Genomic DNA, 24,927 nt, shown 5'->3' with positions numbered 1-24,927 from the left:
GGGCGTGCAGCGCGGTGAACGCAGGCAGTATCACCAGAAGGCAGGTAGGGAAATGACGAAACGGACGGTTCACATCGTGGGCGGCGGCATCGCCGGGCTGCTGGCCGCCATCGAGCTGGCGCGAGCCGGGGTAACGGTCGTGGTGCACGAGGCAGCAGGGGAATTCGGCGGCCGTGCCCGAACCCGCGAGGTCGAGGGCTTCCTGTTCAATCGAGGCCCGCACGCGCTGTATTGCCAGGGCGCGTTCAAGCGCGAACTGGACCGCTTCGGCATTGCCTATTCCGGCGGCCGCTCGCTGTCGGGTTCGAGCAAGGCCATCTTCGATGGGCAGCTGCATGAGCTGCCCACGAGCCTGGGCTCGATCCTGCGCACCTCGCTGTTCGGGCTGCGCGAGAAGCTCGCCTATATCCGCGTGTTCAGGGCCATCATGGGCGGTGCCACGGGCGCCAGCTCCTTTGCCGACTGGCTGGACGAGCAGCGCCTGCCGCCCCGGGTGCGTGCCGTGGTCGAGGCCGTGGGGCGCCTGTCGAGCTATGCCAACGGGGCCGAAGAGATCTCCGCACGGGCGCTGCTGGAGCAGATTCGCCTCACCACCGGCGGCACGATGTACGTCGACGGCGGCTGGATCAGCCTGGTGCACGGCCTGGCCGATGCCGCGCGTGCAGCAGGGGCCGAGCTGCGCGTAAAGTCGCGCGTCAGCCAGGTGGTGCGCAGCGACGAGGGGCTGCACCTGCTGTTGCACGGCGGCGAGTCGATCACTGTCGATGTCGTGATCCTGGCCGTTGCACCGCACGAAGCCGCTGCCCTGGCCCCGGAGGTCGACTCCCTGGCAAAGGCGGCGGAGCAGGTGCGGGCGGTGCGGGCCAGCACCCTGGACCTCGCGCTGCGACGCTTTCCGTCCCAGGCCCATGATTTCGTCCTGGGCATCGACACCGCGCACTACCTGTCCGTGCACTCCGGCTCGGCCCGGTTGGCACCGGTGGGCGGGGCGCTGGTGCATATCGCCAAGTACCTGCCGGTTGGCGAAACACCCAGCGATGTGGTCGCCGAGCTGGAGGCCGTCGCCGACCTGGCGATGCCCGGCTGGCGTGAGCTGGAAGTCTCGCGGCAGACCTTGCGCGGCATGCCCGTCTCCAATGGCTTGCCGCGCTGGGATCGTCCCCGCCCCGGCGTCAGCGTGGCCGATGCACCGGGTCTGTTCCTGGCCGGCGACTGGGTGGGCGAGGAGGGCATGATCGCCGACGCGGCCGCCGCCAGCGCCATCAAGGCGGCGCGGGCGGTGCGCCTGTGGTTGTCGCCGTTTCCACCCAAGCACCGCCATGCGCGCGCTCAGCCTGCAGCGGCGTGTGAGCCGTGAGGTGCTTGATCACGTTTTCGCCCCCTATGCCGATACCCGATAGATGCATCGGTGATCCCAGGAGACAACGATGAAAATCCCTTCTCTACCGCCCATGCCAGCAGCCACCAGGACCGACGCGGCCAAGCCCCCGGCAGCCCCTGCCCAGAACGGTACGGCGCGCAGCGAACCGGCGGCGTCCTTCTCGGCGATGAAACCCACGGGCGCGTCCAGCATGGCCAAGCCGATGTCCGCGCCGGGCATGAGTTCGGGCCAGTTGAGCGCGCTGTTGCAAACCTCCGTGAAGATGATGGAAATCCGCAACGACACGTCGTTGTCCGAAGTGGCCAAACAGAAGCTGCTGAAGCCCCTGGAGCAGGCCAACAAGAGCCTCGTCGACATTGCCGAGCTCCGGGCCGAACAGGAAGAGAAAGAGAAGATCCTCGAGGCGTCGAGCGCGGACGCGCAGGCCATTCTCGAGGCCGGGCAAGAGATCGCCGAATCGGCGGACAGCAGCGCCCCGACCACGACCGGGGAGGCCGCGGAGACTCCCGAGGCTGCCGCCGTAGGCTCGGCGAGCCCTACACCGGACGGGGCATCGCCGGTCTACTCCGCCTCACCGTCCAGCTCGTCCGCGTCTGCTCCGGGCGAGAACGTCGACACCCACGCCTGAGTGGGTGTTCTGCCACCTATGGGCGGGCAGGGCACAGGGGAGCCTTACGGGATGTTCGACGCAGGGGCCGCGCTGGCCGCGCGCTTCCAGCGGTGAAACTGGAACGTCCCGACCACGCCCTGGGCGAAGAACCACAGGAACACCAGCGCGATGGGCAGCGCGATCAGCGAGGCGCCGTCGGCAAGCATCGACAGCTTGCCGATGGTGAAGAACAGCACCATCAGGATCGCGCACGCACGGCTCTTCTTGTACACGCCAAAGCACAGCCCCAGCATGATCGCCACGTCGATCAGTGCCCATTCATCGATGCCGTTAGCGGATGTCGCGCCGCTGCTCAGCAGCCTGGCGATCAGGAACAGTGTGGCGCTGGAGGAGATGACCCCGGCCACCCAGCAGTGCTTGATCTTCCTGGCGATCTTGTCTGGAATCTCGACCTGAACTTCAGGGCGTGCGAGGTCGGCTTCAGGGGCCTGGTAAGGGTTGGCGGACATGGGTTTCCTTCCTGGAAATGGGATGAGGCGAGTGTGGCGCGCATAGCCTAAGCAACTGCGCGGTCCATTGCCACGCGTCATGCCCGGTTTGAGCGACCGTTCAGGTTGCTGGCCTGTGTGGCGCGCTTCGCCTTCAGGGCAGGTTGGGCCTGGCCATGCCGCAAAGAGTCTGAACCGATGATTGCCCGGCCCAGTCCCACCAGCAGGTGGGGCACGAGGCCGTGCCAGGTGTGTAGCGACCAGGGATGCCCAGCGAAACGGTAGCCGAACGTGTCCAGAATCATCTCCCCTGAAAACCCCGCCCCAGAGCCCAGCGATGTCTCGAACTCGCTGATGTTCGGCACCCCGAAAGAGCGGCTGGATTTCTACCGGCGGGAAATCCAGTACGAAACCAGCCTGCTGGCCAATCGCACCAACGCCTACCTGTCGGCGCAGTCGTTCCTGGTGATCGCTTATGCCTCATCCATGGCCAACGCCAACACCGAGTGGGGTGACCTTTTCACCCTGGTGGTGCCGGTGCTGCTGGCGCTGCTCGGTATCGTCAGCTCGCTGCACGCCTGGCCGGGCATCAAGGCCTCGGCACACATCATCGGCCACTGGCACTTCAAGCAGGAACACCTGCTGCGCAGCGAACCCCAGTTCGGCCACGCCTACGACGACTCCCCGCTGTTCAGCGAGCATGAATCGAGCAAGGACAACTACCACAAATCCCTGCTGTTCTCGCTCCGCTCGCCCTGGCTGTTCGCCGTGTTCTGGTGGGTGCTGGGGGCGTTTTCGTTGTGGTTGCAGTTGAGTGCGGTGAGGCTGTAAAGGTTACAGATGAGATCCCGCCCGCAGGGGCAGGTGTCAGCGCAACCGGGGCTGCGTCAGCGCGACTGACCAACTGCCGTGCTCACAGCGACTGCAGCATCCTTGCTGCTGGCCTTCCAGCCGTTGCGTATTACCGCAACGGACGCAGGCATACAGATCACTCGCGGGAACCCGTTCGTACACCGGCCGGTGTTCCGGCGGCAGGACAGACAGCCCTGGCTTGGTGTCCTCGGTGGAGTAGAAGAACAGACTGACATCGCCGTCGGTTTCAAGAATGCCGAGGCGTATCTGACCGAGGTGGTCGACGCTTTGCTGACGCAGCTCCATGAAAAACTCGTCGGACGAAATATTGAGACGGTCCAGGCTGTTCAGCTCGTACAGCCCATCCTTGATGATCGTCACCGGCTTGCCTTCCATCCAATTCTCAAGCCGCGAGCTATGACTCATCGCAAAGACGGTGAAGCGATAAAGCAACAGCAGCGTGGCGAATACCATTGCCACTGGCAGCAGGGGCACATCTTCATAAAACGACACATCGCCGGCTGCCGAACCCAGTGTCAGGATCATCACCAGTTCGAACAGCGACAACTGGCGAATGCCACGGCGACCACTGATCTTGAGAAACAGAAACACGACAGCGAAAGCGAAGAAGGCGCGAAACGCGACCTCGCCCAGGAACATAACCGGAAAATCATCCAACAGTATGCGTTGCCAATCGAAAGCGATCATCTGCGGCCCCACCGAGCGATTCACATACCGTTGAGACCATCGGATCGGCGAACGGATCAGTTTCACGCGAGCAGGTGCCGTCAGGCACACCCGGGGTTATGAAAATAAATCTGTCCCCTTTTGGTTGGATGCTGATGGAAATCCGGTCGCCGATGTCATCCCAAGCCCTCATTCTCTTGATGTCCGCTGAGCGGTGAGGCCCTTTTCGTTCGTCTCATTTCTGAATTTTCCGAATGGAGTCTGATGCAATCTGCTCAAGTCCTGCGCCGTCCGGCAGAACGCTTTCAGAAAAAAATCCCGCGCGTCTTACGTAGCCATAGTGGATGTTCGACCAGATATCGTAGACGTAGTCCATCTGACCGCAATTCTGCCAAGCCCCGCCGAACTGTTGCCCAATCGCGGACTTGTGATCCCATGGCCGATTCGGCCGACCCGCTCAGCCCAAGTGGCCATCGCCGCAGCGGTGTTATCAAGCTCCATTGCCTGAAAATCAGGCGGTGAAAGGCGCGCATATCCAGGAAGCTTTTGAAATCATGGATCAAATAGTCAGGCGTTAGAGGCATATAACCTTCGCCAAGTTTGTGGCGACAAGCCTGTTTCCCGTCTGAATACACGGCAAAAGTGTGCCTGATCACAGAAGCCGTGACTTAGCGCAATGTCGCTTAATGAATGCGTAGAGCAAAGCATGAATTGCTGCGCAGCCTTTATGCGAATGGTCGCTATATATATCAAAGGGGTCGTGCCGGTCGTTTGTTTGAACGCATGTGTAAAATGGCTGACGCTCAACCTTAGCAATGAGGCAAGCTCGATTGTCCGTATACTGCTGCTGATATTGTCAGTTATGAATTTATCTACTCGTGATATCTGCCAACTCGCCAGCCCTCCGCGAGGCCTGCATGGGTTTTGTTTGTTATGCTTGGTGACCGTCAGCAAGCTAATTGCCTGATTCAGATAAGTCGAAGCGATGTCAGGATCACGATAAATTGCCCTTTCCGTCTCCATTAGCAACATCAACAGTCGTCTTGCTTGTTCTGCACGATCAGGATGACCGGTGTCACGGTTACTCAACATGATACCCGTATCGATAATTCCGTTCATAGCTCGCGCCCCAAGATTGGGTGGTTAATTCATGAGTGTTACTTACGAGATGGCCAAATGGGTGGTTCTCAAAATAATTGAGATCATGACAATTATTTGAGAAATATTTTTGATGCTTGTAGCGCCGCCAAAATTTGCGGGAACCGCTCAAAGAAGCAAACTGACTCAACCGGTACACATGTACTGCAGTCAACGACTGTTTCTTTATTCCGTACTTTTATGGCCCCACTAGTGGGGCTAGATGAACTAGATGTCCAGTTGCGTGGCATTTGCCGCCAAAATACATCGACATTCTCATGATTACACTGTTGGGCGACACCTTGATCGCTGAAGTTGAAGTTGCCCTGGTATTGACGTATCGCACCATGACATAAGAGCACGCTTAGTTACTTATCTGGCCCGGGTTGAGTGTGATCGTTCTGATCTCGGTGAAGTCCTCAATCGCAGCCACACCATTCAGACGGCCGAGGCCCGACTGCTTGGAACCGCCTTCTTCGGTGTCTTCGCCGAGTGCGCCCCACTCGTTGATCCAGACCATACCCGCTTCGATACGGGGCGCGATCCGCAGCGCTTTGGAGAGATCGCGCGTCCAGATGCTCGCTCCCAGGCCATAGATGCTGTCATTGGCCAACACAACGGCTTCCTGTTCCGTAGCAAACCTCTGCATGGTGACCACCGGCCCGAACGTCTCTTCCTGGACGATTGGCATCGTCGGATCGTTCACCTCTAGGAACGCGGGGCGAAAGAATGCGCCTTTCGACAGCGGGCCTTCGACCACCGGACCGCCTCGCACAATGGCCTCCGCGCCCTGCGCAATGGCGCACTCAACTAGGTTATCGACGCGCTCGACGTTCTCGCGGTCGATCATCGGGCCCATGTCGCTCGACAGGTCTGCTGCAGGCCCGACCTTTACCGTGCGTAGGCGCTCGGCAAAGCGTTTGCGAAACTCGTCGGCGATCCCTTCCTGCACAATCACCCGCTGACCCGTCACACAGAATTGGCCCGCAAACACCGTCACTGACTTTTCGAGGATCGGTAGCGCTAGATCGAGATCGGCATCGTCGAACACGATCGATGGCGTCTTTCCACCGAGCTCCAGTCCAACGCGCTTGAAGTGTGGTGCGGCGCTGAGCGCGATCGCCTTGCCGGTGCCCGTGCTACCGGTAAAGCTGATGATCGGAACCTTCGGTGAGGCGACCAGATGCTTGGCTCCATCGCCAGTCTCGTCGGTAAAAATATTAATCACGCCGCGGGGCAGTGCCGTTACGTTGCTGAAGATCTTGGATAAGGTCGAGGCGATCTGCGCGCTCTTGCCCGGCACCTTGACGATTACCGCACAGCCGGCCGCCAATGCAGGTGCGAGTGATCGTACCGTCAGGATTATCGGGGAATTCCAAGGCACGATGATTCCCGCCACGCCCATCGGCTGTCGCATCATCATCGCGATTCTGCCCGGCTTGGAATCCACGACCCGTCCGGCCTCAGTGCGCGCAATACCGGCAAAATATCGCAGTGACGGCGCGCAAAGATCGACTTCGAAGCTGGCCTCGCGTTGAATCTTGCCGTTTTCGGTGCAGAGGATCTTGATAAGCTCGCCCCGGTTGCGTTCGAACACGTCTGCAAGGTTGTCGAGCACGCGCGCGCGCAGCTTGCGATCGTGCACCCAATCGGTCTCGTGCATTGCGCGTTTCGCCGCGGCGATGGCCGCTTCGGCGGTTTCAACACCCCCTTCGGCATAGGTACCTATGACCTCGTAGGTGGCAGGGTTGATGGATCCACGGATCGTATCCCCGCCCATCCACTCGCCACCCACCCAATTCAACGCATGTCTGGATGCGTGTGGGGTATGAATATTCATGGCTAACTCCTGCGTGTTGCCTGATGTGAAGTATCGGGACCTGTCCCCGCATGGTTGCGATCCGTTCGGTGACCATTAGGTCACTCTGGTTGGCACCAACGGCATCTCTGGAAACGGCGCACAGAGAGAGGTTGGCAATGATGTGCTTCCCCCTCTGGGCGCCATCTGCCGGCACGCCAGGAATGCTTTCGTTCTCTGGGATGCCGGCGCAAGGCTTCGTCCTCGCGACCGAAATCGTTAATCCGCGGCCACTGTAAAGGGGGCTGCGTTCGCAGAGGTCTTCACAGTCCAGGAGCCAGACTGTCGGAAGGAACTGGCAGACGCGTAGGTATCTTCCATGAACTGGAAATAGGTCATCTTGCCGTCACGCACCTTGGCATGGATGGAGAACGGCGACGTGAATACCTGGTCGACTGCCACGGACCGATAGGTGAACTTACCGAAAATCGCCACGTCCTCTCCGGAGGCTATTTTAGTGCTGATGGTAAAGTCTTCGATTTTCCAGTAATCCTGGACCTGCAGGAATAATGAACTAAAGGCTTTCGGCCCCTTGTTTGTACCCGTCCAAGGCATGATTTCCCTCAGCTCGGGGTTGTCAAAGTTGAGAGAAACATAAGTGGCGTCGGGAGCCGCCAGTTTCTCGGCAGCTGCCTCAACTTTATCGGGCGCAGTATTGGCCAGGAACTCCATGACTACCGAAAGTGAAGCCGCGGACTGTGCTTCGCTAGTTGACTGCGCTACCGCTGGAGTAACGGTCACAAGGCACGCAGCTAGCGTGATTGCTGCAAATAGCGACTTGATGTTAAGGATGATCATGAGCTTTCTCCGTTTAACTACCGTTTGTGAGGCGTGAGACCTAATACGTCGCTAAGTGCTGGTGCGCACTTAGTAACTGTTAGTACATCAGCAAAGGGTATGCCATCACCGGAGGGCGTATAGAAAATCTATATTTATCAGCGAGATAGGGTGGTGATGGAAGAAGTTCAGAGCAAATCTATTGTTTGTCGAAGAGAGCGGAATTAATCATTTGATAAATCATGGCGGCGTACTGATTATTTGGTTAAGTCACAGAAACTTCACGATCGATTTGTCCCATTCGCGAAGGTAAGCGAACTCACTCAGTCGCATCCTCATCAAGGATGCCGCTCTTCTTGAGACGGTAAGCCAGCGCAGGCCGAGTTAATCCGAGGATTCGAGCGGCTTGCGCAACGTTTTGCTGAGCAAGATCCATTGCGCGTCGCATCAGCTGCTCTTCCACCGCTTCCAGGCTTATGCTTCGTTCGAATATCTGCGTGACCCAATCGGCTGCGCTTTCCCTGTCTTCAGCCTGAATCAGCGAGCCATCGGCATTGAGACGATTACCATGCAGAGTGCCCGCTTTCGGGGAGACCGCAAAAAGAGCGTCCTGCCCTATGGTTTCATTGCTGTCAGTCAGAATGACGCCGCGCTCAAGCACATTCTCCAATTCGCGGATATTGCCCGGCCAAGCGTAACTGAGACACAGCTCTAGAGCCTTGTCTGACAAACCTAACGTGCGCTTGTGATACTGCAGATGAAACTTGCTTAGGAAGTGCTCGACCAGCAGCGGCAGGTCCTCAAGCCGCTCGCGAAGCGGAGGGACCTGAACCGGAAACACATTCAGACGGTAATAAAGATCCGCGCGAAACCGGCCTGCCTCGACCGCATCGGCGAGGCTCTCATTGGTGGCAGCAATGACCCGCACATCGACCTTGTGGGTCCGAGAGCCGCCTACGCGTTCGAGTTCCCCCTCTTGCAGCACCCTTAGTAAGGTCGCCTGCGCTCTGGGCGTCAGTTCTACCACTTCGTCCAGAAAGATGGTCCCGCCGCTGGCGCGCTCGAAGCGCCCTGGGCGGGTCTGATTGGCGCCGGTAAACGCCCCTTTCTCAACGCCGAACAGTTCGGCCTCAATCAAGTCCTGCGGGATGGCAGCGCAGTTCACGGCGATAAACGCTTGCTCGGCGCGATCGCTGCGAAGATGGACGCTCCGTGCGATTACCTCCTTGCCGACGCCGGTTTCTCCGAGCAAGAGGACGGAGATTTTGCCCTTGGCTGCCTTGTCGATCGTCTTGCAAACGGTCATGTAGGCGGGAGAGCGTCCTATACCGTAGTACTGGCCCTCTTGCCTCTCCAGGCACGTGCGCAGCGAACTGATCTGCGATTGCAGTTCATACAGCTCCTCGATGATTGGATCGGCTTGAAAGTAGCGTCTGAATTCCGCGGCGTTTTCCCACTGCTCGGCGGGTTTGCCGATAATAATGCAGCGTTCATCGCCGCACCCGCGACAGCTGGTTTCCTGGATGATGATCTCGCGTTTCATGAACGAGGAGCTGTACGCACATGCGTAGCCAAGCAGGGACCAGCAAACGGGCTCATCCATCAGGCCCACCTCGGTCAGGCAGCTCTCGACCTCAAAGGAATCAATCCATTCAAGCTCGCAGTAAAAATGGCCAGCCTCCTGGTCCACTTCCAACTGAATGGGCTTCGCATTGACCATGCCCTTCAAGGAGTGCAACTGCGGTCCAACCAGGAACATTTCCAGCTCTGGACTGTTCGGTCTCAGCTTGCGGGCCATTTCGGCGTCTTTGAGTCCAGATTGGTAGCCAAGTCGCAGGAAGAATCCCTTGGCGCGCTCGATACCCAGGCTATTGATGAGTTCACGGCGGAAATTTGCCATCGCCGACACCTGCATCAGCAACATGCGCTGCTCGCCGAACCAGATCTTGCCTTCTGTGCTTTGAAAGCGAATCTGCTCACTCAGGTCCTGATAGTCGGAGTATTTAAGCGTCGCGTTGTAACTGGTAGTCATCAGTAAGGCCTCGATTGTTGTTTTGGGGAGGTCTTGATTTCGCCCCTGGATAAGAGGTGCGAAAAGAGCATCTGTGATGCCAACCGGTACGAGTCCGTGCAGCGTGTTGAGCAAGGGCTATCTTCACAACGCGAAGCTAGCTAGATAGCGCTCTCCGGCTCTACGGAAAACACCGCAGCCTCGATTGTCGCTTCAACGACGAAGGCTGGTCACTGCAACCGCTAAGAGGGGCGATTCATATACAGACGGCCGATACCTGCAGCCAGGCTGGACATAGCCGTGGACAACAACTCACGACTTACCAGGTAAAAGTCGGGTCAATATCTACGACCTTTACCCGACCAGGAGCCCGACATTCGGCAAATGCCCGCTCGTGGGCCGGGGGAACGATATGACTGACGCTACACCAGCGTTGTCAGGCATTCCCTTCTAGATATGCATTCCGATTCTATGCATTCGCACCGCCGTCGACCGTCAGGCTGATGCCAGTCACCATATTCGCGGCAGGGCTTGCAAGAAATACGACTGCGCTGGCGATTTCTCGCGGCTCGGCGTAACGCCCTATCGATGTCAGACCTCGCTGGAAATCAGCACTTTCGCCATTGGCAGGATTCGCCTCAGTATCGGTCGATCCGGGCAGGACAAGATTGACCGTAATGCCCTGCGGGCCCAGTTCACGTGACAGGCCACGGGTGAACGAAAGAAGTGCCGACTTCGACATGGCATAAGCCGTGATGCCCGGAAACGGGACACGCTCAGCCAAAGCCGACCCGATCGAAATAATACGGCCGCCTTCGCTCAGGTGCGGTATTGCGGCTTGTGCGGCCACAAACGGCCCGCGGACGTTAACATCCATCATCGCCTGAAATTCTGCGAGGTCGACCTGCGCGACCGGTCCTACCAAACCGATGGCCGCGCTGTTGACGAGGATATCGAGGCCACCCAATGTATCGACGATCTCCCTGACGGCCCGCTGGATAGCCTCCGGATCAGCACTATCGGCCTGAATGGCCAAACTGCGTCTACCCATTTTTTCCATGGAAGCCACAATGTGTTCTGCCTGCTCAGCAGAGCGCCGATAAGTGATTGCAACGTCCGCGCCGTCTGCAGCCAAGGCCTGTGCGATCGCGGCACCAATACCGCGGGAGCCTCCGGTTACCAGTGCACGTTTGCCAATGAGATTCATACTGTGCCCTCCATGAAGACAGCAAGGCATGTCTAGCCAGGGTTGAATAAAGATACCGTTGCTGATTGATGACAATCGGCGAGATCGGTGTAGTAGTGATGTGAGGCAGTATTGAAAGCGGCGTGTTTGTAAATCATCCATCGCCGTGATTTGTTCTGGTGATCTCGGCCCGATCGCTTGACACTGCCCCCTCGAAAACGTCGTAGACGACAGCCTGATCATTGCCCCATACAGCACCGACCTTGAACCCGCGGGCAATCCGTAATGAGCAATCGATATCGCGCCGCCACGCCGAATTGGCTATTGCTGGACAGAGCTATCTGTCCGCTGCAAGGGTAGCCGCAGCCACACCACCGGCGAAAAGAGGCTTAAGGTATTTGTCATCGACACCTTTCCCTATTTTTTTCAGACACAGATAAAGCGCCTGTTGGAAAAAGGATAAGCAAGGGTTTACCGATCCATAATCCAGAGAAAAATGAATAGCTGTTTCGGTTTTCTCGAACGCTTCAACCTATGGACGCATATGGTCTGTCAGCATCTGATCCCAGATCGGTGGGCTACCGATCTGCTCACTGAGAAAGCTACTTAGCACACGCAGCTTGGGCGAAGCTCTCTGCGACTGGCGATAGACCACAGATATATTGCCGCCACGCGGCGCATAGGGTTCCAGCACCTCTTTCAACTCACCATTCACAATGGCCTGCGCGGCCAGGAATGTGGGCAGTATGGCAAGCCCAAGCCCTGCCTTGGCCGCCTCCATCAGTTGATGACCACAATTGGTACGCATCCGGCAGCGCACACGGAATGACTCCAATGCGTCGTTCACCGGTAGCGTCCACATGCCATGTGGTTCTCGATTCACATACAGCATGGCGAAATGCTGAGCCAAGTCTTGCGGTGTCTGTGGTGTGCCATGAGCATTCAAGTAATCAGGGCTGGCGCAGATGATATGGCGGTTGGGAGTAATGGTCTTGGCCACCAGCGAAGAGTCCGGCAATTCACCAATACGAACCGCGGCATCGAAACCCTCTTCCTGCAAGTTGACGCGCCGGTCGTCGAACTCAACGTCCAGATACAACTCAGGATACTGCTTGGCAAAAGATGCCAAAATCGGCGTCAGATAGCGCATACCGAAAGCCGCCGGAGCAGCAATACGCAGATTTCCACGGACACTCGACTGTGAGGTCAGAACTGCATTCTCGGCATTTTCTATGTCAGCAAGAATTCCGGTGCAATGACGGTAAAAAACCTCACCCGACTCAGTCAGACGGGTCTGTCGGCCACGCTCCAGTAGGATGCATCCTAGGCGTTTCTCTAGTTGCTGAATGCGCTGGGAAACCATCGACTTGGCTGTGCCCAAACGACGAGCGGCCTCGGAAATACTCCCGGTGTCCACTACAGCCACGAAAGCATGCATTTCAGATAGTTTATTCATGTTCTTATCCACAGAAATTGACTTGCATGCTTTTTTAGACTGACCGCCCAAGGGCTGCTTGTTCTGCACAATATCAGCAGAAAGCAAATTTATCGGCGGGGTCCAGGGACCTCTATGGAATTGTCCTCCGCGGGACACGGGTGGTTAGCCAAACCGGCCAGAAGACAGCTACTCATGGGTTGCGCTGGGTGGTTAGGTGGTGAAGCTCACCGCCGCCTATCAACGTTCAAATGATGAAGCAGGAACGACTTGGTTTCCTCATAGCTCCACTGCGCGCCGCTGCCTCATAAGTTCAGTAAACGGCTGTTTCGCTCACCGCAATTGAGAAAAATTCTGCTATTGAGCTCTACGACACCCCGGTACAGGCCTAAGGCCTGATCCGGGAAATTAATTCAAATCGATTGGGTAGAGCACAGCGCACGGGCACCGTCTGGCTCATTACCTGCGCTTTGAGAGGTCCTAAAGCGCATTGCTCCAGCCCACCTCGCATCAAACGAGTCCCGGCTTGGCGCTGATCGTCAATCAAGCGGAAACCAGTTTCTCGTAGTCAGAGAACGGCTTGAGCGCACAGTACTGCACATGCAGCAGATTCTCTTTGACGTAAGGCAGCGCCTCGATATATCCACGCGCCTCTTCGAAGGTGGCGGACTCCAGTTCAAACGCTGCACCGGGACCCGCGGCCAGCCCATGGACGGCGCGAACGATGCCGTCGGCGAGGCCTTGCCAGACGTGTAATACCTCCGGCTCCGCGAGTCGCTTGAAGTCCTCTGCCGGTCCATCAGCGCGGCGAGTCAGAATCACGAAGGTTTTCATAACACCCCCTCCGTTTCCAGCGGCTGTCGCTGGGTTGTTGCGCCGTCAGCAACGTGCGCCATTATGCCGGTCTGGCCGACGGCCACGTGCGGTTTGAGCTCGTGGCTGGGGGTGTAGTCCCCTCCGTTCTGGGACCGGAACGGTATGGCCGTGTCGGTGAACAAATCCTCGAGGCGTCTGCGCCAAGCCTCTTTGGCTGCGACAGCACCTGTGGCGGTCAAGCTGCCAGTGCCGTAGATGGCGAACGTAGGCAGCACATCAAACCCCGGGAAGTAGAGCGAGCCGTGCGTGATCGGGAACAGCAACTGCTCAAGTGGGCCGTTGATACCGCGGGGTGAGTAGTCTTCAGCGGGCCCGCCGACAGCGACCGACAACATGGCCCGCTTTCCCTTGAAGGCCCCGTCACCATAGCGATAGGCGTTGCCAGCGCCCTTGTAGCCGTGGGCGAGTCCGGCGGCCCAGACGCGATCTATCCACCCCTTCATGATGGCCGGCATGCCGTACCACCACAGTGGAAACTGGAAGATGACAGCATCTGCCGCTAACACCTTTTCTTGCTCTGCCGCCACGTCAGGGCTTTGGCGGTTATGACGGTAGGCGTGGGCGGACTCTGCGCCGAACGACAGCCGCTGAAGGTTGGCCCGCTCGGGAAAGTCGTGTTCGTCGAACGTCGCTTTCCAGCCCATGGCGTATAGATCGGATTGCAGGACCTCGTGCCCTTGGGCAGTCAGGCATTCAACAGACACATCCACCAGTTGCCGCGTCAGCGACGAAGGCTCGGGATGGGCATAGATGATCAGTACTTTTTTCGACATGAATGACGGCTCCGCTGTGATGTCGGAGGGAGTGTCGCGGGGCTCGGACAACCTGTGAAATCGCAAAATTTTCCTGCTAGCATCAGCCCGATGGATACCAGACGCCTTGATCTCAATCTGCTTGTGACACTGGAGGCCCTTCTCATTGAGCAGAACGTGACCAGGGCGGCCGCCCGTCTGCATTTGAGCCAGCCAGCGGTCAGTGCACAGTTGAGTCGCCTGCGCGACGTCTTCAACGACCCGCTTCTGGTCCCCGCGCAGCGTGGAATGACACCCACCGTCAAAGCCCTGGAGCTGCTCGTCCCGCTTCGCCAGGCACTCGACCAGGTAAGGGCCACCGTCACCACTCACCTGAATTTCGAGCCCGCGACGGCGAACTTGACTGTATCGATCGCCTGCACGGATTACGTGCAGGCGGCCTTGATCAAACACCTCGTGGTCGCCATGCGACGCGAAGCGCCGGGTGTCCGTATCGCACTGCGCATCCTCGATGTACCGCAACTGGAGCTGCAGATGACCCGCGGCGAGGTGGATCTGGCCGTGATCAACATGAACGGGGTTCCACCCGCACTGCACTCGCAACACCTCTATGACGAGCGTTACGTGCTGATCGGGCGCCGTGGGCATCCAAGCCTGCGCGCGGACCTGACGGTGGAGGAGTTCGCGCAGCTGGAACATGTCGTGGTGTCGCTACGCGGCGGAGGCTTCTCTACCTCGGTGGATAACGCCTTGGTAGCGCGGGGGCTGCGGCGTAACGTGGTGCTGTCAGCGTCGTCATTCCTTCCAGTACCGGAGTTGGTCGCTCAGTCGGATTGTGTGGCCCTGGTTCCCCGTCGTCTCGTAGAGGGGCGTAGCGAGCAGCTGCTGTGCGTAGCCCCTCCCTTGCCGGTGGAAGGTTTTGCGATTGGCATGTTCTGGCATGAGCGGTCGGATGGGCACGCCGGCTTCAAATGGGTGCGTGAGTTCATCGCTCTCGTGGCCGATTCTCGGGCATCCCTTAACAGCGTCGAACCGGCTCAACCTGAATCGAGCACTGCGCCTGGCAGTTAGGCGCATTGCTTGAATGCAGCCTCACGTCCGCTATTGGCCGGTAGCAGCAGGCGACGAGGGGCCGCTTCCGGCCAGAAGCGGACGTTCCCGGATGTGGTACCTGCCTCAACGCTTCGATCCAAGCAGAGCTAATCCAATGCCTCCCAGGACGATTAAGGACGCCACTACTATCCGGGCTGAAAGCGGCTCGTTGAGCAGCATCACACCTGCAATAGAAGCAAGCACTGGAACGCTGAGCTGAAGGGTTGCGGCTGTTTGCGCCTGAAGGCGTTTCACTACTGCGTACCAGACTACGTAACCTGCCCCGGATGCTAGAACTCCGGATGCTACGGCGTACAGTGCGCCTGCCGAGGTGATGTACAGATCCGCTTGCAAGAATGCTACAACCGCGACAGCAGCCACTAACGGCAGGCTCCGCAGGAAGTTTCCTGCCGTATCCCGAGCAGGGCTCGCAGAGCGCTTGCCGAGCACTGAATAACAACCCCAGGCGATACCGGCGATCATCATGAGAAAAGCGCTTTTAGGGGGCTGCGCCTCCCCGCCTGGAGATAACAAAACGATTACGCCGGAAAACGCGACCATCATTCCCAATGCCACTCGCGCGCGAAGCTTCTCTCCGTTCCTCCAGCCTAGGGTGAACATCGTAAGCTGCACGGCGCCGAACAAAATCAATGCCCCGACGCCTGCATCTAGCTGCACATAGGCCAGTGAAAATAGATAGGCATACACAAAGAGATGTATACCGCCGCGCCAGCTGCCACCGAGCGAGCCTGACCGGAACGGTTTCAAGCAGAGCGGTAGAAGAAAGAGAGCGCCGCCGAGCAAACGTATTGCCGTGAAGGAATTAGGATCTATATCTCCGTTCCGCAGCGCTAGACGGCAAAAAACTGAGTTCGCTGCAAAGGCGATGAGACTGAAAGCCGTCGCAGCAAACCATAGCCAAGGCTGCTGGCGAGATTGAGGCCCAGTTACTCTGTCCATTGTGCGCAGTCCTCAGCAGGCGGCGTTACGAGTGCTATTTCATCCGGTCAGATAGTCTTCAGCGCAGTTTGAAGCCCTGGTTGGCAACCATGTCCCGCAAGTTTTCACGACCACCCATGTAGTCCATGCTCGTTGCGCCTTCATGCACCGCGCCTTGCCAGGTCTTGGGCTTCATTCCCTGCGTGGTACGGAATTCAAGACACGCTTGCTCGTAGCGTTCGAGATACTCCCGATATCGGCCATGGTTATAGCTGTTATGGTGAAGGACTACAGGTTGGGCCGGACGTGGTCGCATGCTGCTGGTACGAGAAATGTCAGGGCGGCCCACAGCCATGCCAAAGCTGACGAAGCTGTTGTGCGGCAGGTTGATGATCTCAGCGACTTCTTTGGCGGCGTTTCTCATTACCCCCAGAAATACGATGCCCAGCCCCATGGACTCTGCGGCCAGCGATGCGTTTTGTGCGGCCAAGGTGGCGTCGATGGATGCCATCAGAAACGAATCGAGATATTCAAGAACCACCGGATCGCTGCCTTGCTCTTTGGTGATTTCAGCGTTCCGAGACAGATCTGCGATCCACAGCAGGAGCACAGGCGCTTCCTCGATCCAAGGGATGCGATCTGTAGGTACGGTGCGAGCAATGGTGTCAGACAGCTTCTGCTTCAATTCCGGATCGGTTACGGCAATTAGGCTCCATTGGTTAAACCCCGATGAATTTGAGGCGGACTGAGCCGCAAGCACCATCGTTTCAAGGGCACCTTGAGGAAGTGCGTCCGGCAGAAACGTCCTGACGGACTTGTGGCTCACCATCGCTTCTACCTGGGGTGTCCAGATGATGTGCTCCGGCTTTTGCTGAGCCGAGCCATACCGTTGTTCAAGTAATGCAGCCTGGTTGTCTGTAGGGCCGATCATGTGATGTATCTCCGTAACTGAGAAAATTCAATGACCGCAGAATACGTGGCTTGAGCCGTCGGATAATCCCGTCAAAGCCGCCTTCTGTTTTCATACTCATGGACAATCCCCGAGATGTAGGTAGCATGCTGGCATGGATCATCTCGTCGCTATTCGCACCTTTCAGCGCATCGTTGAGACGCGCTCCTTCACCAAGGCCGCTGCGCACTTGGGCATGCCTCGTTCGACCGTGAGCAAGGCACTCCAAGACCTGGAAGCGCATCTGGGCACCAAGCTTGTACAACGCACCACCCGATCGGTGGCGTTGACCATGGAGGGCGCCGAGTATTACCGCCGGATCAGCACACTCGTCGACAAGCTGGACGAAACCGAGGAGGCCATGCGCGGAATGGGCGCCGCCGCTGGCGGTCGGCTGAGGATAGACCTGCACTCATCAATGGCGAACTTTGTGCTGATACCTGTTCTTGAGGAGTTTCGAGAGCGTTATCCACACATTCAGTTAGCGCTTGGCGTAGGTGATCGGCCCGTGAACCTTATCGAGGAGGGTGTCGACTGCGTGATCCGTGCAGGTAAGTTGGCGGACTCCTCTCTGATTGCAAAAACGCTTTACAGAGATCAACTGATCACCTGCGCCAGCCCTGGCTATCTCGAACGCCACGGCGTGCCTAGAAATCCGACCGATCTGGAAAACAGCCATAAGATTGTAGGGTATTTCAGTGCTGCGTCTGGAGAGGTATGGCCGCTGCGTTTTCGCAATCGGGGCAAGGAGCATCAAATTGTTCGGTTTGATATTGCGGCTAACGACAGCGCTGCGCTGATCGGGATGATGGTGAATGGCATGGGTGTCGGTCAGACCTTCCGCTCTGTAGCTAATCGGTTTCTGCAATCGGGTGAACTTGTGCCGGTTTTGGACACGTGCACGAACTCAGTGATTCCAATATCAATTATTTATCCCCCGACTCAGCAGCTTAACGCCCGCCTCAGAGTTTTTTTGGACTGGATCATCGAGCGCTTTTCTGAGTATCGATAGCCGCGATTGGTCGACTTCTTCCGATCGCCACAGATAGCAATCGGCCAGAAGCAGTCTTCAGTGCATGTCCGCTCTTGGCCGGAAGCAGTCCCTCTTTGCTGGCTGCTACCGGCCAAACCTCGCCGCTAGCGCGCGGCCACCCCTCTGGGTTTATAGAACAGGAAACTGCCGATCTCCTTGGTCTTGATATACGTCTTGGACCAATCCACAGAAGCGCTGCGGTCGTGGAAGAACAGCGCCCCATTGGTGCGGTCTGGCAGTTGCTGGTTGAGGGCTTTGCGGGCGATTTCCTTGGCGATGGTGTAGCGATCTTCCTCCTCGACCTGATCGGACCGACCGTCACACCACCAGGAAAACTGACAGGGACTTTTTTCCGAACCCTGCTTGACCACTGCACAAACCGTATCGGGAAAATCCTTGCTGCCCAGGCGGTTCAGCACCACATTCGCCACCGCCTCCATATCCTCAATCGCACCGCCTTTTGCTTCCCAATAAATCGTCCGTGACAGGCATGTAATGGCGTCGTCCATGGGGGCCTTGCCGGCGGGGTCGACGGCCTGAACTTCAGTTTTGCTCAGCGGCGTCGCTTGTGGGGCGGCCTTCAAACTGTCCTTCTCGGCGGCTTTTAGCTCCAGCACTTCAGCCTTGTCTTCGGCGGCGGTTTTTACCGCCGGTTGGGCGTCGGCGGCGTGAAGTTGGCCCCCACACAGCATGAGGCTGACGCAAATGACTTTTGAGAGGCCGTGCATGGTTGGTACTTCCTGTTAAACCGCAGGGTAGTGATAGTGCCGAGTGTACTCGGTGCACAAAGGAGACAACCCGGTTCCGTTTTCTTTCCCGTTGGTGGCAAAGGGGCGGACAAATTATTCATAGTCCACGCGTCTGCTTTTGGCTGTGGATTCAACCGATAGCTGCCACTCGCGGAGGTCCGCAATCGGCCAGGAGGGACAGCGATCCCAATAAATAAATCTGTCCCTTTTTTCAAAGTGGAGTAGTCATGGGGTATAAATTTTTCTATCGCTTCTGTAGAAACCTGCCCGCTTTGAATGCAGTTCTTTTGCAACGTAGTCGGCGTCGATATTTGTCTCGTTGCCTTGGTTTGCAAGCCGTGATCGCATGATTGATTTGCCTGTTTCTTGGTGGTTGACGGTTTTCGATTAATGTTTGCATGAGTAAAATTCCATTTTGACTGTGGCATAAATGGAACTGTGGGTAGTTTTGCGATTAACAATTTTGAATTTTTGATATTTTATCTGTTAATGCAAGCCTACGTGGCAGGTATTTTATTGAAGATAGATATCTCTTCGAGGATCTCGGCCTCAGACTTTTTTCCATCAACGAAAGAGCCAAGGTCGTAAGCAATTGAGGCTAGCCTGTCGAGGCGCTGACTTGCTCCGTCTGCTGCGGTGCCACTTATAAATACCATTCGCGAGAGTCGCATCGAGTAGTCGTAAGTTGCCCCGTCCAGAGTTAAGTTTGGCTTGCCTCCTGTGTTACGTCTTACAGACATCAGCTCCTGTTGCCATAGCGTTCTAATTTTTGCGTACAGCTCTGGGCTGATGTTGCGACTTTTTGTTGATAACTTTATATCTTGCACGCTACCTAAGGACTGTAGTGCATCGAGTCTTTGAAATTTTACTCCGCGAGCTTGCTCGATTTCTTGCCAGTTGTCCTTGATATCAAAGTCATACACTCGCGCCGATGCTGTTGAGATAGAAAGTTTATGGCCTTGCGCAGTGTCTTTAATGTATATCACCCTTTCCGGCAAGCTGCTGCGGATCAGGACCTGTATAGTTGAATCACTGGTGTATGCATCCTTGAATACAGTTTTTAGCTTTTCTGAATACTGCCCTGCCATTCCTAGCGTTGAATTGTGAGGAGACAAATATTCTTGAGGCCTCACGTCGGGGGAAAAAATTAAAGCGGCGGCCAGGAATGCGTTCAGTAAGAGTCTCATGGTTGGCATCCGTATTCGTTAGGTGGCTTCCTGTAGCGATCGTCCGTTGCCGAATAAGCATTGGCCAGAGCGCAGCAGACTTTGATGTCATCCTCGCGGCTTTTTAGTGATTCCTTGAATAAGTGCGCGGCCACTTCATAGTTGGACTGCTTGAAGAATATTTCATCCGCTATGTCAGGCATGATTCTCATCGATCTGGCAATATTTTTTATGAGGCCCCTGGTTTTGTCGTATATTTTTCCAAGGGCGTCTTCATGCCTGTTTTTGTGCAATAAGTCATGGATATCTATGAGCGGATCATTCATCGTTATCGCCTGCTAGCAGTTTCGCGCTAGCCTCAGGCATTACCACTCTAGTGACTTGGCTCCAGCTTTTTCATTTTGCTGATACATCATGAAAATGGTCGGGTAGTTGCACATATCCAAACCGCTTTGGCAGTAGTCTTTGATTACGCGATCCATTACCGCTCGGTCTGTTGCCTTGGTGGCCGATTTGAATGCAGTGAGGCTTTGTTCTTCCATCATTCTTAATGTTGTGTTTTGGCACATGTCGAGACCGCTTTCGCAGTAGTCATGCTTCACCCGTTCCTTGATGTAGGCGATTACTTGCTGTTTTTGCGCTTCTGAGCCGTCAAATTCCATCGGGTGTACAAAATTTGCTGCGCTGACGCTTGCGGACAGACCCAGTAATGTCAGTGCGATAAATGTTTTTTTAGTCATGGTTTATCTCGTTAGGGATGATTAATAGTGTGTTTCTTGGGCAGCCAGAAACGTCGCCTACTCAGCGAGTAAGGAGGGGCGCTGCAATAGTTTTTGTACCCGCCCCTTGATTGGCGAGGGAGTGAGGCTATGAAGATCATGGTGGATTTGACCAAGTCCATTTGCCAGGATGCCGAGGTGTCCGTACTGTCGAAATGATTCTACGCGAGTGGCCGAATCATGATGGTACTTGGTTGATATGTATAGGGGCGTATAGCGTCTAACACCTTCGGCGCTGCGAGAGTTGGCCCGAACCCCGTGCGACTGGAAAACCAACCTACAGCCTTGCCCTTCAAACCACCCTCACGCTAAAGTCCCTCCGTCGCGGTCAATCCCGCGGCCGGGTGTGGTAGCCCGGAGTTTTCACGAAGGCGCGGTAGCGCCATAGCCGAGAGCAGGCGCTTTTTTTGTGCCTGCTGTTTTCTCGTGCAGTTATGGCGGGCCGTGTGAGGCAGGCTTCGGCCTGGCCGGCGTTCCTTCGTGAGCTGGTCTACCACCCTTGCACGGTCCGCCTCCATTCGTGTGGTAGCGAAAGAGGCGGTCTTTACCAACACGAAGGAGCATACGGATTATGCATTTTCCCCCTTTTACCCAAGGGCTCCACCTTGGGCTGCCTGCTGTGCCATCAACCTCCAGCCTGGAGGTGTGTCATGCGCGATGACACGATCATTCCCTTTCCACTAAACCCCAAACCTTCACACGATAAACCGCGGCAAAGCTGCCCATTCCAGGCCCAGGCCGAGTTGCGGCTGGCGATGCTGCGCCGGTTGTTCAAGGCGCTGGCGCACGCCCGGGTTCGGCCCGAGCTGGCGAACGATGTTGAGCAGCAGTATCGGCATGCCCGCGAGTTGCTGCGTGAGGTCGCGCAGTTGTACGGCAACGCCCTGGTCGAGGCCGAGAGGAGGGCGCGTGATGCACAGGCCCTTCGATAGTCACCTGGTCAGCCATGACGGTCATGCCGGGGCGTCCATCGCCTGGTCGCAGGATTGCCAGCAGGCGTTCAGCGACGGGGTGGCGTGCGCCAATGCCTGGCTGGGCAGCGACGGTTCGGGGTGGCTGTGGGCCAACCTGATCGTGGAGCGCGATGCGTTGCCCAGCGGCATCGAGCGGCGGGCGTTCGAGGTGGGCTTTCTGAGCCGTGTGCACCAGCGTCTGTGTTCGCCGTTGGGCGGCAATCACCAGGCGCGGCAAACGCTGCTGAGGTTGTAGCCCGGCAGGGCGCTTGCGCTGAGCGCCCTGCTTCTCTATCCGTTGCTGGTGCCTGGTGAGTGGCCAGGCGGGATGGGTTTAGCTGACGGGTATCCTGGCTGGTTCGAGGTGACGTCCGCCGGCCAGGGCGGCCTGCATCTCGAGGGTCTGCTCGTGGGGCACGCCGAGGGCGATGGCGCTGGCGTCGTTCAAGCGCTCGTAGTCGCTTTCGGACAGGCTCAGGCGCAGCGCACCGAGCGTGGCATCGAACTGCGCGCGGGTGCGCGAGCCCAGGATGGGGATCAGGCTGGTGCTGGACTGCCGGGCCTTGTGCAGCAGCCAGGCAACCGCGACCTCGGTCGGGGTGCTGCCCAGGTTCCCGGCGATATCGATCAGGGTGTCGATGATCGCGGTTTCCCGGGCGCTGGTTTCGGCATGCACGAGCATGCCCAGTTTGGTCGCGCGGCTGTTGTCGTTGCCGTTGCGGTACTTGCCTGTCAGCAAGCCCCCGGCCAGCGGTGACCATTGGGTGACGGCCAGGCCCAGGGCTTCTGCCATGGGGATCAGCTCGCGGTCGGCGCTGCGTTCGGCCAGGCTGTATTCCAGCTGGATGCCCGCCACTGGAGACCAGCCGCGCAGGTCCGCCAGCAGGTCGGCGCGGGCAATGCGCCAGGCCGGGAAGTTGGACAGGCCGATGTAATGGATCTTGCCGGCGCTGACCAGATCGTCGAAGCCACGCATGATTTCTTCCATGGGCGTCAGGCCGTCGCTGATGTGTGCCCACAGCAGGTCGATATGGTCGGTGTTCAGGCGTCGAAGGCTTTCTTCGACGGCGCGCACCATGTTCTTGCGGCTGTTGCCCAGTTGGGAGACGCCAGCGGCCGGGGTCGTGCCCAGGGTGTATTTGGTGGCCAGGACGAAGTGATCGCGGTCGGAGGCGATGAATTCGCCGAGCAGGGCTTCCGCCTGGCCGGCCTGGTAGCCGTTGGCGGTGTCGAGGAAGTTGCCGCCCGCTTCGACGTACCCTTCGAAAATCTGCCGGGCTTCGTCACGCTCGGCGCCATGGCCCCAGCCCGTGCCAAAGTTACCGGTGCCCAGGGCCAGTTCGGATACGCGCAAGCCGGTACGCCGGCCAAATGTGCTGTAACGCATGGGGGATCTCCTGGTGACAGGCCGCCCGGTGGCGACCCGAGGGTGTAAAAAAGCATGGGGGGCTGGTAGCGGCCGCCCCATGCAAGGGACTGAACGGTTACTGGCCGAGGCGCTCGATGGCCGCGGCGACGCCGGCACCGTAGGCGGGGTCGGCCTTGCTGCAGTTGCCGATGTGCCGTTCGATGACCACGGACGAGGCGCCGTTGATGGCACGCGCGGTGTTGTCGAACAGCGCTTGCTGCTGCGCCGGTGACATCAGGCGGAACAGGGCGCCGGGCTGCGAGTAGTAGTCGTCATCGACGCGGTGGTTCCAGTGGTCGGCTGCGCCTTCCAGGCTCAGTGGCGGCTCCGCGAAATCCGGCTGATCGGCCCATTCGCCCGCGCTGTTGGGCTCGTAGGCGAGGCGGCCGCCCTGGTTGCCATCGACGCGCATCTGGCCGTCGCGGTGGTAGCTGTGGAAGGGGCAGCGCGGCGCGTTCACCGGGATCATCGAGTGGTTCACGCCCAGGCGGTAGCGCTGCGCGTCGCCGTAGGAGAACAGCCGCCCCTGGAGCATCTTGTCGGGCGAGAAGCCCACCCCGGGGACCACGTTGCCGGGGTTGAACGCGGCTTGCTCGACCTCCGCGAAGACGTTGTCCGGGTTGCGGTTGAGCTCCAGGGTGCCGACCTCGATCAGCGGGTAGTCGTCGTGGGGCCAGACCTTGGTGAGGTCGAACGGGTTGAGGTGGTAGCTGCCGGCGTCGTTCTCCGGCATCACCTGCACGTACAGGGTCCAGCGGGGGAAGTCGCCGTTCTCGATACTCTCGAAGAGGTCGCGCTGGTGGCTCTCGCGGTCGCCACCGACCAGCTGGGCCGCCTCGGCATCGGAGAGGTTCTGGATGCCTTGCTGGGTTCGCCAGGTGAACTTGACCCAGTGCCGCTCATTGGCGGCGTTGATGAAGCTGAAGGTGTGGCTGCTGAAGCCATGCATGTGACGGTAGCTGCGGGGGATGCCCCGGTCGCTCATGACGATGGTGACCTGGTGCAAGGCTTCCGGCAGGTTGGTCCAGAAGTCCCAGTTGTTCTGCGCGCTGCGCATGCCCGTGCGCGGGTCGCGTTTTACCGCGTGATTGAGGTCGGGAAACTTCAGCGGGTCGCGCAGGAAGAACACCGGTGTGTTGTTGCCGACCAGGTCCCAGTTGCCTTGCTCGGTGTAGAACTTCAGGGCGAAACCCCGGATATCACGCTCGGCATCCGCCGCCCCGCGCTCACCGGCCACCGTGGAGAAACGCACGAAGATGTCGGTTTGCTTGCCGACCTGTGCGAACAGGGCGGCCTTGGTGTAACGGGTGATGTCGTGCGTCACGGTGAAGGTGCCGTAAGCACCGGAGCCTTTGGCATGCATGCGCCGCTCGGGGATCACTTCGCGGTCGAAGTGGGCGAGCTTTTCAAGGAACCAGACATCCTGGAGCAATGCGGGGCCGCGCGGGCCTGCGGTCTGGATGTTCTGGTTGTCGACGACGGGGGCGCCGAAGGCGGTGGTGAGCTTCTTCATGGTTGGCTTCTTCGAATGAGGGGAGGGGGCTTGAACATCACGGTGCGGCAGGGCGAGTTCCGGTTCGGCCGGATGACTCGCCCACGGTCCGCCAGTCAGCAGGCCGTCAGGCGGCGTGTCTGAGTTTGCCGAGGTACTCGGCGGTGGAGATCACCGGCGCATAGCCGAAGCTGAGGGCGGCCATGAACGCCGCATGCACCTGCTCGGCCGGCACCTTGACCCCGTTGAACTCCAGGTCGAGGGTGGCGCAAGCGTCGTGCAGCACCGTGGTGTCGTAGCCGAAATCCACGGCGGCA

Annotated in this window: 26 protein-coding genes and 1 pseudogene; 7 read left to right on the top strand and 20 right to left on the bottom strand. The window is 58.1% G+C overall.

All coding sequences use genetic code 11. The features are described 5' to 3' along the window. Positions 1–52 precede the first annotated feature (52 nt). Together N5C28_RS03860 and N5C28_RS03855 are read left to right on the top strand one after the other, a co-directional pair. A complete protein-coding gene (locus tag N5C28_RS03860) occupies positions 53–1,357 on the top strand; it encodes an FAD-dependent oxidoreductase (protein WP_279820380.1) in 1,305 nt (434 codons plus the stop codon). A gap of 70 nt (positions 1,358–1,427) precedes the next feature. After that, positions 1,428–2,009 (top strand): hypothetical protein, encoded by a 582-nt coding sequence (locus N5C28_RS03855; RefSeq protein WP_279820377.1) that lies wholly within the window; start codon positions 1,428–1,430, stop codon positions 2,007–2,009. 44 nt (positions 2,010–2,053) lie between these two features. On the opposite strand, the gene N5C28_RS03850 is transcribed toward N5C28_RS03855, so the two are convergent. Further along, entirely contained in the window at positions 2,054–2,500 is a 447-nt protein-coding gene (locus N5C28_RS03850; protein WP_279820374.1) for a hypothetical protein, read from the bottom strand. A 270-nt stretch (positions 2,501–2,770) separates the two neighbouring features. Between N5C28_RS03850 and N5C28_RS03845 the strand changes: the two genes are divergently transcribed. Continuing rightward, positions 2,771–3,310, top strand: a complete 540-nt coding sequence (locus tag N5C28_RS03845; RefSeq protein ID WP_279820372.1) for a hypothetical protein — start codon at positions 2,771–2,773, stop codon at positions 3,308–3,310. A 36-nt stretch (positions 3,311–3,346) separates the two neighbouring features. On the opposite strand, the gene N5C28_RS03840 is transcribed toward N5C28_RS03845, so the two are convergent. The 10 genes from N5C28_RS03840 to N5C28_RS03795 all read right to left on the bottom strand — a co-directional run bounded on the left by N5C28_RS03840 (position 3,347) and on the right by N5C28_RS03795 (position 14,071). Then, a complete protein-coding gene (locus tag N5C28_RS03840) occupies positions 3,347–4,039 on the bottom strand; it encodes a YetF domain-containing protein (protein ID WP_279821059.1) in 693 nt (230 codons plus the stop codon). Between the two features lie 214 nt (positions 4,040–4,253). Further along, complete coding sequence (locus N5C28_RS03835; RefSeq protein ID WP_279821058.1) at positions 4,254–4,436, bottom strand: polymorphic toxin type 44 domain-containing protein; 183 nt, start codon at positions 4,434–4,436, stop codon at positions 4,254–4,256. A gap of 149 nt (positions 4,437–4,585) precedes the next feature. Next, positions 4,586–5,137 carry an AraC family transcriptional regulator gene (locus N5C28_RS03830; RefSeq protein ID WP_279820370.1) on the bottom strand — a complete coding sequence of 184 codons (552 nt, stop codon included), beginning with the start codon at positions 5,135–5,137 and terminating at the stop codon, positions 4,586–4,588. Between the two features lie 382 nt (positions 5,138–5,519). Next, positions 5,520–6,995 (bottom strand): aldehyde dehydrogenase family protein, encoded by a 1,476-nt coding sequence (locus N5C28_RS03825; protein ID WP_279820367.1) that lies wholly within the window; start codon positions 6,993–6,995, stop codon positions 5,520–5,522. 237 nt (positions 6,996–7,232) lie between these two features. Continuing rightward, positions 7,233–7,811, bottom strand: coding sequence for a nuclear transport factor 2 family protein (locus N5C28_RS03820; protein ID WP_279820365.1), 579 nt, complete (start codon positions 7,809–7,811; stop codon positions 7,233–7,235). A gap of 298 nt (positions 7,812–8,109) precedes the next feature. Continuing rightward, positions 8,110–9,822, bottom strand: a complete 1,713-nt coding sequence (locus N5C28_RS03815) for a sigma-54-dependent Fis family transcriptional regulator (RefSeq protein ID WP_279821057.1) — start codon at positions 9,820–9,822, stop codon at positions 8,110–8,112. Between the two features lie 448 nt (positions 9,823–10,270). Continuing rightward, positions 10,271–11,008, bottom strand: coding sequence for an SDR family oxidoreductase (locus tag N5C28_RS03810; RefSeq protein WP_279820363.1), 738 nt, complete (start codon positions 11,006–11,008; stop codon positions 10,271–10,273). A gap of 511 nt (positions 11,009–11,519) precedes the next feature. Next, on the bottom strand, positions 11,520–12,443 hold the full coding sequence (locus N5C28_RS03805) for a LysR family transcriptional regulator (protein WP_279820360.1): 924 nt from the start codon (positions 12,441–12,443) through the stop codon (positions 11,520–11,522). A gap of 522 nt (positions 12,444–12,965) precedes the next feature. Beyond that, positions 12,966–13,256: a hypothetical protein gene (locus N5C28_RS03800; RefSeq protein WP_279820358.1), complete on the bottom strand. Its 291-nt coding sequence runs from the start codon at positions 13,254–13,256 to the stop codon at positions 12,966–12,968. Continuing rightward, positions 13,253–14,071 carry an NAD(P)H-dependent oxidoreductase gene (locus tag N5C28_RS03795; RefSeq protein WP_279820355.1) on the bottom strand — a complete coding sequence of 273 codons (819 nt, stop codon included), beginning with the start codon at positions 14,069–14,071 and terminating at the stop codon, positions 13,253–13,255. The genes N5C28_RS03800 and N5C28_RS03795 overlap by 4 nt, the downstream gene beginning before the upstream one ends. 90 nt (positions 14,072–14,161) lie before the next feature. On the opposite strand from N5C28_RS03795, the gene N5C28_RS03790 reads away from it, so the two are divergent. Continuing rightward, positions 14,162–15,121, top strand: a complete 960-nt coding sequence (locus N5C28_RS03790) for a LysR family transcriptional regulator (RefSeq protein WP_279820354.1) — start codon at positions 14,162–14,164, stop codon at positions 15,119–15,121. 105 nt (positions 15,122–15,226) lie between these two features. On the opposite strand, the gene N5C28_RS03785 is transcribed toward N5C28_RS03790, so the two are convergent. Both N5C28_RS03785 and N5C28_RS03780 read right to left on the bottom strand, forming a co-directional pair. After that, positions 15,227–16,102 (bottom strand): DMT family transporter, encoded by an 876-nt coding sequence (locus tag N5C28_RS03785; protein WP_279820352.1) that lies wholly within the window; start codon positions 16,100–16,102, stop codon positions 15,227–15,229. A 58-nt stretch (positions 16,103–16,160) separates the two neighbouring features. Continuing rightward, the gene (locus tag N5C28_RS03780) at positions 16,161–17,012 is read right to left on the bottom strand and encodes a nitroreductase family protein (RefSeq protein ID WP_279820351.1); all 852 of its coding nucleotides are present in this window, start codon (positions 17,010–17,012) and stop codon (positions 16,161–16,163) included. Between the two features lie 133 nt (positions 17,013–17,145). Between N5C28_RS03780 and N5C28_RS03775 the strand changes: the two genes are divergently transcribed. Beyond that, positions 17,146–18,042, top strand: coding sequence for a LysR family transcriptional regulator (locus tag N5C28_RS03775; protein ID WP_279820350.1), 897 nt, complete (start codon positions 17,146–17,148; stop codon positions 18,040–18,042). A gap of 125 nt (positions 18,043–18,167) precedes the next feature. Here the strand turns inward: N5C28_RS03775 and N5C28_RS03770 are convergent, their stop codons facing one another. The 4 genes from N5C28_RS03770 to N5C28_RS03755 all read right to left on the bottom strand — a co-directional run bounded on the left by N5C28_RS03770 (position 18,168) and on the right by N5C28_RS03755 (position 20,718). Next, complete coding sequence (locus N5C28_RS03770; RefSeq protein ID WP_279820349.1) at positions 18,168–18,791, bottom strand: cell wall hydrolase; 624 nt, start codon at positions 18,789–18,791, stop codon at positions 18,168–18,170. A 518-nt stretch (positions 18,792–19,309) separates the two neighbouring features. Further along, positions 19,310–19,999, bottom strand: a complete 690-nt coding sequence (locus N5C28_RS03765; protein ID WP_279820348.1) for a hypothetical protein — start codon at positions 19,997–19,999, stop codon at positions 19,310–19,312. After that, entirely contained in the window at positions 19,996–20,304 is a 309-nt protein-coding gene (locus N5C28_RS03760) for a hypothetical protein (RefSeq protein ID WP_279820347.1), read from the bottom strand. Before N5C28_RS03760 ends, N5C28_RS03765 begins: the two co-directional genes overlap by 4 nt. Before the next feature lie 39 nt (positions 20,305–20,343). After that, positions 20,344–20,718 (bottom strand): hypothetical protein, encoded by a 375-nt coding sequence (locus tag N5C28_RS03755; protein WP_279820346.1) that lies wholly within the window; start codon positions 20,716–20,718, stop codon positions 20,344–20,346. A 689-nt stretch (positions 20,719–21,407) separates the two neighbouring features. Between N5C28_RS03755 and N5C28_RS03750 the strand changes: the two genes are divergently transcribed. Together N5C28_RS03750 and N5C28_RS03745 are read left to right on the top strand one after the other, a co-directional pair. Further along, a complete protein-coding gene (locus N5C28_RS03750; protein ID WP_279820345.1) occupies positions 21,408–21,689 on the top strand; it encodes a hypothetical protein in 282 nt (93 codons plus the stop codon). After that, complete coding sequence (locus N5C28_RS03745; RefSeq protein ID WP_279820344.1) at positions 21,670–21,966, top strand: LasR-specific antiactivator QslA; 297 nt, start codon at positions 21,670–21,672, stop codon at positions 21,964–21,966. The genes N5C28_RS03750 and N5C28_RS03745 overlap by 20 nt, the downstream gene beginning before the upstream one ends. 78 nt (positions 21,967–22,044) lie before the next feature. Here the strand turns inward: N5C28_RS03745 and N5C28_RS03740 are convergent, their stop codons facing one another. From N5C28_RS03740 to N5C28_RS03730, 3 genes and pseudogenes are all read right to left on the bottom strand, one after another. Next, a complete protein-coding gene (locus N5C28_RS03740; protein WP_279820342.1) occupies positions 22,045–23,097 on the bottom strand; it encodes an aldo/keto reductase in 1,053 nt (350 codons plus the stop codon). A 97-nt stretch (positions 23,098–23,194) separates the two neighbouring features. Continuing rightward, positions 23,195–24,631 carry a catalase gene (locus tag N5C28_RS03735; RefSeq protein WP_279820340.1) on the bottom strand — a complete coding sequence of 479 codons (1,437 nt, stop codon included), beginning with the start codon at positions 24,629–24,631 and terminating at the stop codon, positions 23,195–23,197. A 106-nt stretch (positions 24,632–24,737) separates the two neighbouring features. Further along, positions 24,738–24,927: pseudogene (locus N5C28_RS03730) on the bottom strand (cysteine hydrolase); the annotation flags it as partial.

The sequence above is a fragment of the Pseudomonas sp. GD03944 genome (assembly GCF_029839275.1).
Taxonomy (GTDB): Bacteria; Pseudomonadota; Gammaproteobacteria; order Pseudomonadales; family Pseudomonadaceae; genus Aquipseudomonas.
This window is presented reverse-complemented; position numbering and strand designations above follow the sequence as displayed.